The organism is Deinococcus radiopugnans ATCC 19172 (genome assembly GCF_006335125.1).
Taxonomy (GTDB): Bacteria; Deinococcota; Deinococci; order Deinococcales; family Deinococcaceae; genus Deinococcus; species Deinococcus radiopugnans.
Genome location: NZ_VDMO01000011.1, coordinates 122,481 through 136,391 on the forward strand (window position 1 = coordinate 122,481; position 13,911 = coordinate 136,391).

The window sequence follows — 13,911 nt, forward strand, 5'->3', positions numbered from 1 at the left end:
CCCCGAATCACCGCCTCCAATGTCAAATGTTCCTCAAGTGGACTGGGGGCGGTCATGACACGCCAGCCCTTACGCTGAGGGCCACAGGAGGGCGAATGATGACCACTCAGACCCTGAACATCACAAATAAAACGCTGGGGCCGGACGCTTCCGGTCAGCTCAGCGCCGAGGACGCGCAGCGCGTGGCCGAATTTCTGCACACGCATCTGGACGAGTACGGCGACGCCCTGGCAGACATTCAGGCCTGCCTCGCCTACGCCCGCGAGCGTGGCGGCAGTGTCACCTACGCCGAGGAAGTGTCTATCGAAGGGGGCAGCGAACTGCTGGGCGCGGTGATCACCAACCGCACCGGCATGGGCGGTTTTATCCCCGAAAATATCCTGGTGTACATCGCCGTCCACGGCAAGACGCGCGGACGCGGGCTGGGCCAGCAGCTGATGGAGACGGTGCTGGCAAACGTGGAGGGAGATGTCGCCCTGCACGTCGAGCCTCACAACCCGGCCAAGAAGCTGTACGAGCGGCTGGGCTTCACCAACAAGTACCTCGAAATGCGGCTGACCCGCTCGGGAGGGGAGTGAATGGCCTACCTGACGCTGAACCGCCCCAAATTGCAGGCCAATTTCGACTTTCTGGAAACCCTGTTCGGTGAGCACCACATTGACTGGGGCATCACCACCAAGCTGCTGTGCGGCAACAAACTGTTCCTGAACGAGGTGATCCGTCTGGGCCGCTTGGAACTGCTGGACTCGCGCATCAGCAACCTGCGGGCGATCAAGGAACTGAGTCCAGAGGCGCAGACGGTCTACATCAAACCGCCCGCCTCCGCGCTGATCGAAGACCTCGTGACCTGGGCGGACGTGAGCTTCAACACCGAGCTGGAAACCATCCGCGCCATCTCCGCCGAGGCGGTGCGGCAGAACAAGCAACACCTGATCATCATCATGATCGAGATGGGCGACTTGCGCGAGGGGGTGCTGCGCGAGGACATCGAGGCGTTCTACGAGCAGGTGTTCCGGCTGCCCAACATCAAGATCATCGGCATCGGCACCAACCTGAATTGCCTGAACGGCGTGATGCCCAGCGAGGACAAGCTGATTCAATTGGGCCTGTACAAGAAGATCATCGAGCTGAAGAACGGCGTGGACATCCGCTGGGTCAGCGCGGGCACCACGGTCACGATTCCGCTGCTGATGGCGGGCGGGCTGCCGCAGGCCATCAACCACTTCCGCATCGGCGAGGCGCTGTTCTTCGGGCAGGATCTGGTGGCAGAAGGCACCTTCGCCGGCATGCACGACGACGTGCTGGAGCTGCACGCGCAGGTCATCGAGCTGGCCGAGAAGCCCACCACGCCGTCGGGCACGCTGGGCAAGAACCCCTTTGGCGTCACCGCCGAGGCCGAGAACAGCGGCGGCACCAGCCACCGCGCGATTCTGGACGTGGGCTACCTGGACATCTCGCCGCAGTACCTGGAGCCGGTGGACGAACGCCTGGAGGTGATCGGCGGCAGCAGCGACATGCTGGTGCTGAACGTGGGCGAGAACGAGGCCGGGCTGAAGGTGGGCAGTTACGTCAAGTTCCGCCTGAAGTACATGGGCGCGCTGCACCTGATGAACTCGGCGTACATCGACAAGTTCGTGCTGGACGAATCGGGCGAGCAGCTTGCCGAACGGCCCGAAGGGGAGCTGGTGGGCGGCTGACCCCAGCCGGCGCAACCCTCAACCTCGCTTTTCGCGCCGCCCAGACCCCGTATTCTGGGCGGCGATGTCTGCTCCTGCTTCCCCACGTCCCGCCGTCCACGACAGCCACCCCGACTTCCCACACGAGACCGCGCATCTGAAGGGCACGGTGGACGCCATGCTGCGCCAGATCGACTTCTGGGAAGACCGTGACCGCCAGATGGGCGCGGATCTGGAAACCAGCATCATCCTGGCCGACGAGGCGGGCGAACACGCCGCGATGCTCTCGCCGCACGTCCACCACCCGTACTTCGGCAGCCTGAAGGTGCGTGTCGGCGGGCGCGAGCAGACGCTGTACATCGGCAAGCACGGCTTCCGCGACGTGAAGGGGCCGCACAGCGTGGTGGGCTGGGACAGCGAGGTGGGCAGCCTGTTCTACTCCGACGCCCTGGGCTGGACGCCGCGCCGGGGCGGGCAGGGCGTGATCAAGCGGCGGCGGCAGCTGGACGTCGCGGCCAAGACCCTGCACCGCGTCACCGACCTGTACGACGACGAGGCCGGCGGCGACACCGGGGGCCGCGAGGAGGTGCTGCTGCGAAGGCTGGAGGAGGGCAGCACCGCCGGCATGCGCGACGTGGTGGAAACGCTCCAGCCCGAGCAGAACACCGCCATGCGCTACCCCGCCGGAACCCCGGTGATCATTCAGGGCGCGGCGGGTTCCGGCAAGACCACCATCGGCTTTCACCGCCTGGCGTGGATGACCAACGCCGAACGCGGGCCGCATCAGGCGCGGGCCGAGGCGTGCATGGTGCTGATGCCCAACCGCGTCCTCGCCACCTACGCCGCCCGCATCCTGCCGGAACTGGGCATCGGGCCGGTCAACGTGACCACGCCCGAGGGCTGGGCCACCGGACTGCTGGGCCTGGAAAAGCTGGAGGTCACCGACCGCACCCTGACCCTGCTGCTGACCGATCACGACAACACCCGCCGCGCGCTGGCGTGGCGACGCGCCAAGCTGCTGGGCGACGCCCGCATGCTGGACGTGGTGCGAACCCATCTGTGGAATCGCTTTAACGCCGCCCTGCGTGGGCAATCATTGCGGGAAGAGGTGGCCCTGAACCGCCGCGAGGCGCAGGTGTTCGCCCTGAGCGACGCCGACTTGCACGCCATCCTGCGCGACGTATTTGCCGCCGATCCCCTGAGCGGCTACCGCGCGGGCTTCCGCCGGGCCGTGGAAGACCTCGCCATCTCGCAGCTGAACGTCCCCGACGATGAGGAGGCCAGCGTGCTGCGCCAGCTTTCCGCGCCGCTGACCGCGCTGCTGGGCCGCGTCTTCGCCAGCACCACCCCCGTCACCGAGGCCCGCCGCCTGCTGGGCAGCCCCGAAGCCCTCCGCTCAAGTGGCCTGCTGACCGAACGCGAGATTGCCCTGCTGGGCACCGATCCCCTGAGCGGCATTCCCACCCCGCGCCGTGCCCACGCCGACGCCACCGAACTGCCCCTCATGCTGGCGGTGCAGGCGTTTACCGGGGGCATCGGACGGCTGGACGGGCGCACCCTCGAACCGTTTGACCACGTGGTGCTGGACGAGGCGCAGGACTACTCGCCGCTGCTGTACGCGCTGCTGGGCCGCGCCACCCGTCCCGGCCACCTGACCGCGCTGGGTGATCTGAACCAGGGCATGCACGGCTACAAGGGGCCAAGCAGCTGGGAGGCGGTGCAGGCCGTGCTGCCCGGCGCGGAGGTGCTGACACTGGGGCGCACCTACCGCAGCACCCGCCAGATCACCGAACTGGGCGCCCGGATTGCCGCCACCTACAACCGCGCCGCCCAGGTGCAGGGGGTAGACCGTGATGGGGCCGAGGTGCAGCGCTACGTGGCCCCCGCCGATGCCCCGCACGGCGAACTCCCGCTGATCGCCCAGGCCGTCAAGGACGCGCAGGCCGCCGGGCATGTCAATATCGCCATCGTGACCCGCCGCGCCGTGGACGCCGACCGGCTGGCCGAATCTCTGCGCGACTTCGACACTGACGCCCAGCCCATCACCACGCAGGAACACCGTTTCCGGGGCGGGCTGGTGGTGCTGCCGGTCAGCCTCGCCAAGGGGCTGGAGTTCAGCGCCGCCATCGTGAGCAGCGCCAACGCCCAGACCTACGACGAGAGCACCGAGTACGAGCGCCGCCTGCTGTACGTCAGTGCCAGCCGCGCCCTGCACTGGCTGGGGCTGGTCAGCGCGGGCGACTTGCACCCGCTGGTGGCGTAAGGCCGGGAATGCAAAAACCGCCCCGATGTGGGGGCGGCTGGAAAGGGGCCGGACCTTTAGCTGGAGCAGTTGGCGATGGGCAGTGCATTGACACTGGGGGCGACGTTGCTGACGGTGCCGTCCCCACTCCTGGCCTGCACGGTGATGAAGGACGCGCCCTTGACCGAGATGGTGTTAATGGGCGTTACGATGATGTCCTGTGCGCTGAGGCCCTTCTGTTGGACGCTCAACGGAGCGGTATTCGGCCCCACCACGAACTCGAATGTAGAGGGATTGCCCGAGTAAATGTTGCCTAGCGGCTGTGAGTAAACCGTTTTGGTGGCTCCGAAATCGCGTCCCTTCAACTGTGCCCCGAATTGATCGATTGTGCCGTCGAAATCTACCTTCACTCTTAAGCGGGTGTTGAGATTGTCGCAGATGATTGGAGTGTTCTTTGAATACTGCTGTCCAGTGTTCACGTCCACCGCGTCGTTCGCCAGAACGTACTGACTGGTGTACTCCACCAGCTTCAAATTGCTGACGGGCACAATCGGCGTTCCGATCTCCACGCTGCAGCTCGCCAGAAGGCCCGTTAGTCCTACCGCTGCCATCAACACTCTTTTCATGCTGCTCACTGTGACTGATGGACCTGACGAACGCATGATGCTTACCTTGAGCTAATCTGGGTCAATCACACAAAAAGGCCAGAGCGCGGTGCCCTGGCCCTGACGAAAAACGAGGTCAGATTTCTTCTTGGGTGGTCTGAGTCACGTTGCAATTGCTATAGACCTGAACTGTCCGCAGAATGTTGTTGATGGTGAAGTTGGAGGTGCCAGTGTTAACGACGAGCTGCGGGTAGAAGCCGCCCACGTTTCCTGTCGCGCTGACCACCTTCACCGTGACGGCGACTGGGTTAACGATGATGCTCTGGGGAAGGAATGCGCCGTTGGACGAGTTCGCGTCGAACGTGACTCTGTATTTGCCGTTTCCAATGTTGGCGAGTTGTTCACCGGTCGCTGTGGTTTTGTAGTTGTTGTCGTATCGGTCGCTCGTTTGCCCCTTCAGGCCGATGGTGATGTCCTGAATGTTGCCCTGCAAGGTGAAATTCACGGCTACCTGCGTTGAGCGGGCGCGCCCCGCCGTATTGCCGGTTACGTTGTCGCAGGCTATGAAAGCGCCGCTCGTCGAGTTCAGACGGTACTCGGTGCGAACACTGTCAATGCTGCCCTTCGCACTGCCGTCTGGCGCTTCGCCGCTGCCGCAACTCGCCAGAATTCCAGTCATACCGATTGCTGCGGCGGCCATCATCATTTTCTTCATGCCGCCACTCTGAGCCATGTGACAACCCGTTGGGTGACGGGAGCATTTACAAAACGTGAGCTTTGGCAGGATGGCGAAGGCTTGGTCAGGCAGGGGCCTTGAAGCCTTCCCGACACTCTGCTCATGGAGGCGGGCGGCCCCGGACTGGCCCGGTAAACTGCGGGGCATGACCCTCAGCGAACTGGCCGGAAAACCCGCTCCTCAGAGCCTGCTGACCAATATTCCGCGTCTGGTGGCCCACTACTACGAGACGCGCCCGGATGTTCACGATCCCCTGCAACGCGTGGCCTTCGGCACCAGCGGGCACCGGGGCAACAGTCTGAACGGCACCTTCAACGAGGCGCATATTCTGGCGGTGGCGCAGGCGGTGGCCGAACACCGCGCCGCCCAGGGCATCAGCGGGCCGCTGTTCATGGGCCTGGATTCGCACGCCCTGTCCGAACCCGCGTGGATGAGTGCCCTGGAAGTGCTGACCGCCAATGGCGTGCGCGTCTGCGTGCAGCCCGGCGTGATGACTCCCACGCCGCTGATCAGCCACGCCATTCTGGAACACAACCGCGCGGGCAAGGGCGGCACGGCGGACGGCATCGTGATCACGCCCAGCCACAACCCCCCGCAGGACGGCGGCTTCAAGTACAACCCGCCCAGCGGCGGCCCCGCCGACACCGACGTGACCGGGGCGGTGCAGGCCCGCGCCAACGCCATCCTCGAAAATGAGATGCGTGACGTGAAGCGCCTGTCCCTTGAAGACGCGATGGGCCAGCTGGAAGAGTTCGACTTCATCACGCCCTACGTGCGTCAGCTGCCCGAAGTGATCGACATCGACGCCATCAAACAGACCGGCGTGCATGTGGGCATCGATCCGCTGGGCGGGGCCAGCCTGCCGGTGTGGGAGGCCATCGTCGCCGAATACGGCCTGAACTTTGAGATCGTCAACAAGACCGTCGATCCGCGCTTCGCCTTTATGAGCGTGGATAAAGACGGCAAGATCCGCATGGACTGCTCCAGCCCCTACGCGATGGCCGGACTGCTGCGCCTCAAGGACGACTTTGACGTGGCCGTGGGCAATGACCCGGACGCGGATCGCCACGGCATCGTCACCGCCGACGGGCTGATGAATCCCAACCATTACCTCGCGGTGATGATCGACTACCTGTTCCAGCACCGGCCCGGCTGGCGGGCGACGGCAGGCGTGGGCAAAACCCTGGTCAGCAGCGCCCTGATTGACCGGGTGGCCGCCGGTATAGGCCGTCCGCTGGTGGAGGTGCCGGTGGGCTTCAAATACTTCGTGGAGGGCCTGCTGACCGGCGATCTGGGCTTCGGCGGCGAGGAATCCGCCGGGGCCAGCTTTCTGCGGCTGAACGGCGGGGCCTGGAGCACCGACAAGGACGGCCTGATTCCCGGTCTGCTGGCCGCCGAGATGACCGCCAAGACGGGCAAGACCCCCAGCCAGCGCTTCGCCGAATTGACCGGAAAATACGGCGCCACCGCCTATGACCGCCAGGACGCGCCCGCCACGCCGGAGCAGAAGAAGATTCTGGGCAACCTCTCGCCCGACGACGTGAAGACCCAGACGCTGGCGGGCGACGCGATCACCGCCCGCCTGACCCGCGCCCCCGGCAACGACGCGCCCATCGGCGGCTTGAAAGTCACCACCGCTGAGGCGTGGTTCGCCGCCCGCCCCAGCGGCACCGAGGACGTCTACAAGATCTACGCCGAGAGCTTCAAGGGCGCAGACCATCTGAAGCAGGTGATGGAGGAGGCCCGCGAAGTCGTTTCCGAGGCGCTGGGAGGCAAGTAGGGTGGGGGAGAACGCGCCCCACACCGTCATCACCCGCGAGGAGCTGACGGGCGTGGAGTTTGACTGGTTCGCCGCCGACGTGCGCGGCCATGTGGCGCAGTTCATGGCGGCGGGCGACACCGGGGTGCCCCAGGCGGCCCTGGCCTCCGAGGAATTGCTCGAAGCCCTGCACGTCTGGATCGACACCCGCCCCGAAACCGAGCCGCCCAACGCCCCGGCGGGCGGATTCGACGAACACCTGACGCCGCCCCAGCGCCGGGGAGCCTACGTGTATGACCGGGTGCCGGAGCAGTCGGGACTGTACCGGCTGGTGGCCGCGCCGCGCACGCCGTTCACGGTGGCGGAACTGCCCGCCCACCTCCGCGCGTACCTGGGGGGGCTGACGCTGGACGTGACTTTCGGGGAAGGGTGGCTGCATGTCGGGCTGGACGGCGCGGCGCAGGCCAGGGCGGACGCGGGCATTCAGCCCGGCTGAAGCCGACGACTCACGCGCTACAGTTGGCCGCGTGACCGTCCCGCCCGCCGCCCCCGATCCCCGCGAGACCGACAAAGGCCCCGCCAACCCCGCCCCGCTGCCCCGCAAATCGCTGCGCGCCAACACCCTGATCGTCATGGCGGGCACGCTGGGTTCGCGGCTGTCGGGCATCGTGCGCCAGCAGATTATCAACCTGTTCGGCGACACGCTGACCGACGCCTTCAACGTGGCGGTCAAGGTTCCCAACCTGCTGCGCGAGCTGCTGGCCGAGGGCGCGCTGGTCAATTCCTTTATTCCGGTCTACAAGTCGCTGGATACCGCCGAGAGAAAGAAGCTGGCCCAGACCTTCAGCGGCGTGCTGATCGCGGTCAACCTCCTGCTGATGGCGCTGGGCATCCTGGCCGCGCCGTGGATCGTCGGGATACTGACGGCAGCGGACGCCAACATCGACCGCGCCGTCGCCGTCTACATGACGCAACTGGTCATGCCCTTCCTGATGCTGATCAGCCTGTCCGCCGTGGCGATGGGCCTGCTGAACGCCGACGAGCATTTTCGCGAGAGCAGCTTCGCCCCGGTGGCCTTCAACCTCGCCAGCATCGTGGCGCTGCTGCTGCTGCCCAACACCGCCACCTGGCTGGCTTTCGGCTGGCTGATCGGCGGCGTGGCGCAGCTGGTGGTGCAGTTGCCCGCGCTGAACCGTTTCGGGCTGCTGCCCACGCCGAGTCTCAAACCCAATCCGGCGCTGCTGCGGGTGCTGCGGCAGATGGCCCCCTTTACTCTGACCGCCGGGGCGCGGCAGTTTCTGAACCTGTACGTGACGCGGCTGCTGACCAATGCCTCGCAGTTTCCGCAGGGCACGCAGACCGGCTACGGGAATGCCGAGGCGCTGTTCACGATGGCGAACGGCCTGTTCGTCGTGTCGCCTGCGCTCGCGCTGTTTCCCCGTTTTTCCGAACACGCCGCCGCGCGTGACTGGGCCGCCTTCAAGGCGCTGACCGTGCAGGGCATCCGCACCACCACCTTTCTGGCCGCCCCGATCAGCGCCCTGCTGGTGGCGCTGTCACCCTACGCGGTCAGCCTGTTCAACCTGCGGGCCGACTACTCGCTGACCCGGTTCGAGGCGGGCAGCGGCATCCTGACCGGCTGGGGGCTGGCCCTCGTGCCCTGGGCCATCGTGACGGTCTTGCTGCGAACCTTCTACGCCCGCGAACGCACCATGGAGGCCGTGACCGTCAGCGCCGTAGGCTTTGTCGTCGAGGTGGGGCTGTACCGCCTGCTGGTGCCGCCGCTGGGGCTGCTGGGCTTCGGGGTCAGCACCGCCATCAGCGGCATCCTGATGGCCGGGGCACTGGCCCTGCTGTACCGCCGCGCCCTGGGCTTTCCGGGCCGCGAGATCACCCGGCATCTGGCGCGGGTGCTGCCGCTGTCGGTGCTGGCCGGGCTGGTGGCGTGGCTGGCGCTGCGCTTTGTTCCTTTCATTCCTGCTCCCGGCTTCATCGTCCCCGGCCTGATCGGCCTGAGCGTGGCGGGGGGTGCGGGCCTGGTGGCCTACCTGCTGGGCGCGCTGGTGCTGCGGATGCCGGAGATGGGTGGGCTGTTGCGGCGGCTGCGGCGCTGAAACCTTACAAGGCCTTCCAAGGGAGGCATCTGCCTGTCGCTGCTACAGGCGGATGCCAATCAGCGCGTAGGCCACCAGCGCCACCTTCTCGCGCAGCAGGTAACTGCGGCTGACGCCCCGGCTCAGGGGGCTGGCACTCACGTTGGCCTCGATGCCCAGGGCGCGGGCCAGCGCCAGGGCGCGCGGGGCGTGGGCCTCGTCGGTGACCAGCGTGACCGGGGTGTGGGGCGGCAACATGGTACGGGCAAAACGCAGGTTCTCAATCGTGGTGCGGCTGCGGGCCTCGGCCAGCAGGGCGTCTGCGGGCACGCCGCGCCCCCCCAGGTACGCCTCCCCCACCTCGCCCTCGCTGAAGGGATCGCCGGGCCGCCGCCCACCCGTGACCACGATCCGCGCCACGCCGCCGTCCCGGTACAGCGCCAGCGCGTGGTTCAGCCGCCGCTGGAACGCCGGACTGGGTTTGCCCGCGTACTGCGCTGCCCCCAGCACGATCAGGGTGGGGTGCGGGCGCTCGACATTCGGCACCCGCAGGCCCGGCAGTACCAGAAAACCGGCGGCCAGCACGGCCAGGACAGCCAGGGGCAGAACGTTGAGGGCAGACCCCCGATTGCGCATGGCGGGCAGCGTAGCATGAAGAAAACGTCAAGGTGAACGGGGTGGACTTGGGCGACAGGCGCCGTCCAGGCGCGCCCTTTCGATGCCCCCGCTGGGGATACCAGGCAGCGGTTCGGCGGCGCCTTCTGCCTGCCGCTTTTGCGCCTTACCTCCCGAAACCCTGCTGGGGGGCGTGCTACGCTCGGGCCTCACTTCAGACCCTGCCGGGTTTGCGGAAGACATCGCCGCGCCGGGCACACCGGGCAAGCGCAGTTCCAGGAGAGTAACCCCCTTATGTCCAAGACCCTCGTGATTGTCGAATCCCCCGCCAAAGCCCGCACCATCGAGAAGTACCTGGGAAAAGGGTACGCGGTGGAATCCTCGATCGGGCACATCCGTGACCTGCCCAAGAGCGCGGCGGACATTCCCGAAAAGTACAAGGGGCTGGCCTGGGCGCGCCTGGGCCTGGACATCGAGAACGACTTTCAGCCGCTGTACGTGGTGTCGCCCGAGAAGCGGCAGCACGTCGCCAAACTGCGCAAGATGGCCGCCGACGCCGACGAGATCATCCTGGCAACAGACGATGACCGCGAGGGCGAGAGCATCGCGTGGCACCTGTTTCAGGAGCTGAAGCCGAAGGTGCCGGTCAAACGCATGGTCTTTCACGAGATCACCAGGGAGGCGATTCAGGCCGCCATTGCCTCGCCGCGCCAGATCGACACCAATCTGGTGGAGGCGCAGGAGGCCCGCCGCGCGCTGGATCGGCTGTATGGTTACGAGGTTAGCCCGGTGCTGTGGAAGAAGGTGGCCCCCAAGCTGTCGGCGGGCCGCGTGCAGAGTGTCGCCACGCGCATGCTCGTCGAGCGCGAGCGCGAGCGGATGCGCTTCGTGAGCGCCATGTGGTGGGATCTGCTGGTCACCGGGCGCACGGCGGAGGCCGCCACGTTCCCCGCCCGCCTGACCGATGTTGCCGGGCAAAAGCTGGCGGTGGGCAAGGACTTCGACGCTCTGACCGGCAAGCTGAAGCCCGACGCGAAGGTTCGCACGCTGTCCGAGGCCGAGGCCCGCGCCCTGGCCGCTGGCCTGACCGGTCAGCCGCTGACCGTCACCTCTGCCGAGGAAAAGCCGTTCACGCAGCGTCCGTACCCGCCGTTTATTACCTCCACCCTCCAGCAGGAGGGCAGCCGCAAGCTGGGTTTTGCCGCCACCCGCACCATGCGCGCCGCCCAGCGGCTGTACGAGGGCGGCTACATCACCTACATGCGCACCGACAGCACCAACCTGTCCGCCGAGGCGGTCACGGCGGCGCGCAAGCAGGTGTCGCAGATGTACGGGCAGCCCTACCTGTCGCCGCAGCCGCGCGTGTACGCCAAAAAGGCCAAGAACGCCCAGGAAGCCCACGAGGCGATCCGGCCCGCCGGCAGCAGCTTCCGCACGCCGGATTCCCTGCGCGGTGAGCTGGGCGGCGATGAGTGGCGCCTGTATGACCTGATCTGGAAGCGCACCGTGGCCTGTCAGATGGCCGACGCGCGGGGCCGCAGCCTGCGGGTACGCCTGGGGGGCAAGGCGAAAACCGGCGAGGACGTGGGCCTGAGCGCCTCGGGCCGCACCATCGACTTCCCCGGCTTCCTGCGCGCCTACGTAGAGGGCAGCGACGATCCGAGTGCGGCGCTGGAAGACCGCGAAACGCCGCTGCCCCCACTGAAACAGGGCCAGCGCGTCACCGCCGAGACCGTCAAGCCCGAGGGCCACGAGACCCAGCCCCCGGCCCGCTACACCGAGGCCAGCCTGGTGCAGTCGCTGGAAGGCGCGGGCATCGGCCGGCCCAGCACCTACGCCAGCATTCTGGGCACCATTCAGGATCGCGGTTACGCCACCAAGAAGGGGCAGGCGCTGGTGCCCAGCTGGACGGCGTTTGCCACCTCCGCGCTGCTGGAACACCACTTCGGCACTCTGGTGGACTACGACTTCACGGCCAAGATGGAAGAGGATCTGGACGACATCGCCGGGGGACGCGCCCAGCGGGTGCCGTACCTCAAGCGCTTTTACCTGGGCGTTGGGGGCGAGGGCATGGCCCTGCGGCCCCTGATTGACCGCCAGATGGGCGAGATCGACGCGCGCGGGATTGCCACCATCGCCGTGCCCCGGCTCGTGGACAGCGGCATCGAGGTGCGGGTGGGGCGCTACGGCCCCTACATGCAGCGCGGCGAGGACAAGGCCAACCTGCCCGAGGGGCTGGCCCCGGACGAGCTGACGCTGGAAAAAGCCGAGGAGATCATGAGCCGCCCCAGCGGAGACCGGCCCCTGGGCATCGACGAGGCCAGCGGGCATCCGGTGGTGGCCCGCGCCGGGCGCTACGGCCCCTACGTCACGCTGGGCGCGGAAAACCCGCCGATCCGCACCGCCAGCCTGTTTCCCACTGACGATCTGGACACCCTGACGCTGCCGCGCGCCCTGAAACTCCTGAGTCTGCCCCGGCTGGTCGGCACTTCTGAAGGCGAGGAGGTCTGGGCGCTGAACGGCAAGTACGGCCCGTACCTGAAGCGCGGAAGCGACAGCCGCAGCCTGACGGCGCACGAGGAACTGTTCACGGTCACGCTGCCCGAGGCCGAAGCGCTGTTCCTGCAACCGCGTTTCGCCAAGGGCCGCACCCCCACGCCGCCGCTGAGCACCTACAAGTATGAGGGCCGCGCCGACATCGTCCTGAAGTCTGGACGTTTCGGCCCCTACCTGACCGACGGCGAACGCAACGCCACCCTGCGCAAGGGGGAATCCGAGGACAACCTGACCGCCGAACGCGCCCTGGAAATCCTGGAGGAGCGCGGCAAGGAGCCGAAGGCGAAAGCCGGGAAGCCCCGGAAAGCGGCGGCCAAGACGGGGGCAGCGAAGAAGCCGGCGGCACGCAGCGCGGCTCCCAAAAAAGCCCCGGCGAAGAAGGCGGCCACCAAAGCCCCGGCGGTCAAGACCACCAAAAAGGCGCCCGCCAAGGCTCCGGCGAAGCCCACCTTCACCTGGGCGCAGCTCAAGCCGCATCTGAAGGTGCTCTCGGCGCAGGAACAGCAGCTGGTGACCGCCACCCGTGAGCAGGGCCGCAAGGTGGACGACGTGGCGCCCGAACTGGGCCTGGACGTCAAAAAAGCCAAGGGCATGGCGTTGCAGGCCAGCAAGAAGCTGAACCAGGCGGCGCGCGGAGAGTAGGGGAATGGCCCGCGAAAAAGTTGCCGTTCCCCAGTCCCTCCACCTGACCCGGCTGGCCCAGAGTGCGCCGGGGCAGTGGGTGGGCCTGCCCGGCGGCGAGCTGCGGGTGCTAAACCTGAACGGCAAACTGAGCGGCGAGCCTGTGACCGGCTGGCTCGTCTGCCTGAGCGGCGAGGCCGTGATCGATCTGCCCCTGAACAATTTCGTGCGCCTGCGCCCCGGCGAGGGCTACCGCGTCACGGCGGATGAAGCGTGGACGGCCTTCGACACGAAAGAGGGCAGTGTGCTGCTGCTCTCGGTGGACGCCGGGTAGCGTGATGAGGACAGGCGGGCACCCGGTGGGGCAGTCCGCCTCCTGACCCTCCCTTGCGTTATTTCTTTTTCTTGCCCTTGTTGGCCTTTGCCGCTTCCTTCGCGGCTTTGGCCTCCGCCTTCTGCTTTTCCTGAATCTCACGGCCCATGTCTTCCATTAGCTGTGCGCCCTGGGCGTCCACGGTGCGCTGCAGGGCGATCAGCGTGGTGACCACCATGTTGTTCAGGACGCGCTCCACGGGCGTCTTGATCCAGTTGTAGCGGACGCGGCCGTTCAGGCTCAGCGTGACCTCGGTGCCGCCGGGCATGGGCTTGAACTGCCAGCCCTGGGTCAGTTTCTCCAGCGGCCCCACGTGCCGCACGCTTTCCCAGCCGCCGCGCTGGGGGGCCTGGAGCTGGCCGTATTTGGCGGTGAAACTCAGGCCCAGCAGCTTGCGCGAGAACTTGAAGCGCACCAGGGCATTGTTGGTCAGGCGGCCCTCCCCGCCCTCGTATTCGGCCCCCACCAGATTGGGATCCCACTTGACGCGGCGGCGCGGCTCCAGCGCCAGCCGGTAGAGCACGTCCGGGCGGGACCGGACCACGATGGTCTGCTTGATGCTGATGGACTCGGACATAATGCCGCCACTGTAGCGCGGGGCGGAGGCTGCAGCGGAGTGGAAGCCGGGTGCCGCG

Annotated in this window: 12 protein-coding genes; 8 read left to right on the plus strand and 4 right to left on the minus strand. The window is 66.9% G+C overall.

Going from position 1 to position 13,911, the window contains the following annotated elements:
- The first annotated feature begins 98 nt into the window (after positions 1-98).
- From FHR04_RS11770 to FHR04_RS11780, 3 genes are all read left to right on the plus strand, one after another.
- Positions 99-578: a GNAT family N-acetyltransferase gene (locus FHR04_RS11770; RefSeq protein WP_139403528.1), complete on the plus strand. Its 480-nt coding sequence runs from the start codon at positions 99-101 to the stop codon at positions 576-578.
- The gene (locus FHR04_RS11775) at positions 579-1,697 is read left to right on the plus strand and encodes an alanine racemase (RefSeq protein WP_139403530.1); all 1,119 of its coding nucleotides are present in this window, start codon (positions 579-581) and stop codon (positions 1,695-1,697) included.
- Between the two features lie 64 nt (positions 1,698-1,761).
- On the plus strand, positions 1,762-3,939 hold the full coding sequence (locus tag FHR04_RS11780; RefSeq protein ID WP_249039094.1) for a HelD family protein: 2,178 nt from the start codon (positions 1,762-1,764) through the stop codon (positions 3,937-3,939).
- A gap of 56 nt (positions 3,940-3,995) precedes the next feature.
- Here FHR04_RS11780 and FHR04_RS11785 read toward each other — a convergent pair whose 3' ends face one another.
- Together FHR04_RS11785 and FHR04_RS21400 are read right to left on the minus strand one after the other, a co-directional pair.
- Positions 3,996-4,544 (minus strand): hypothetical protein, encoded by a 549-nt coding sequence (locus tag FHR04_RS11785; RefSeq protein ID WP_139403532.1) that lies wholly within the window; start codon positions 4,542-4,544, stop codon positions 3,996-3,998.
- Positions 4,545-4,659: 115 nt separating this feature from the next.
- The gene (locus FHR04_RS21400) at positions 4,660-5,238 is read right to left on the minus strand and encodes a hypothetical protein (protein ID WP_249039095.1); all 579 of its coding nucleotides are present in this window, start codon (positions 5,236-5,238) and stop codon (positions 4,660-4,662) included.
- A 166-nt stretch (positions 5,239-5,404) separates the two neighbouring features.
- Between FHR04_RS21400 and pgm the strand changes: the two genes are divergently transcribed.
- From pgm to murJ, 3 genes are all read left to right on the plus strand, one after another.
- Positions 5,405-7,039, plus strand: a complete 1,635-nt coding sequence (gene pgm / locus FHR04_RS11795; protein WP_139403534.1) for a phosphoglucomutase (alpha-D-glucose-1,6-bisphosphate-dependent) — start codon at positions 5,405-5,407, stop codon at positions 7,037-7,039.
- Position 7,040: 1 nt separating this feature from the next.
- Positions 7,041-7,514 carry a hypothetical protein gene (locus FHR04_RS11800; RefSeq protein ID WP_039683435.1) on the plus strand — a complete coding sequence of 158 codons (474 nt, stop codon included), beginning with the start codon at positions 7,041-7,043 and terminating at the stop codon, positions 7,512-7,514.
- A 136-nt stretch (positions 7,515-7,650) separates the two neighbouring features.
- Positions 7,651-9,132, plus strand: a complete 1,482-nt coding sequence (gene murJ / locus FHR04_RS11805) for a murein biosynthesis integral membrane protein MurJ (RefSeq protein WP_249039097.1) — start codon at positions 7,651-7,653, stop codon at positions 9,130-9,132.
- Positions 9,133-9,174: 42 nt separating this feature from the next.
- Here murJ and FHR04_RS11810 read toward each other — a convergent pair whose 3' ends face one another.
- Positions 9,175-9,747 (minus strand): YdcF family protein, encoded by a 573-nt coding sequence (locus FHR04_RS11810; RefSeq protein WP_139403538.1) that lies wholly within the window; start codon positions 9,745-9,747, stop codon positions 9,175-9,177.
- A 273-nt stretch (positions 9,748-10,020) separates the two neighbouring features.
- On the opposite strand from FHR04_RS11810, the gene topA reads away from it, so the two are divergent.
- Positions 10,021-12,924: a type I DNA topoisomerase gene (gene topA / locus FHR04_RS11815; protein WP_139403540.1), complete on the plus strand. Its 2,904-nt coding sequence runs from the start codon at positions 10,021-10,023 to the stop codon at positions 12,922-12,924.
- 4 nt (positions 12,925-12,928) lie between these two features.
- On the plus strand, positions 12,929-13,237 hold the full coding sequence (locus FHR04_RS11820; RefSeq protein ID WP_039683442.1) for a hypothetical protein: 309 nt from the start codon (positions 12,929-12,931) through the stop codon (positions 13,235-13,237).
- Between the two features lie 58 nt (positions 13,238-13,295).
- Here the strand turns inward: FHR04_RS11820 and FHR04_RS11825 are convergent, their stop codons facing one another.
- Positions 13,296-13,853, minus strand: a complete 558-nt coding sequence (locus tag FHR04_RS11825; protein ID WP_039683444.1) for an SRPBCC family protein — start codon at positions 13,851-13,853, stop codon at positions 13,296-13,298.
- Positions 13,854-13,911 lie beyond the last annotated feature (58 nt).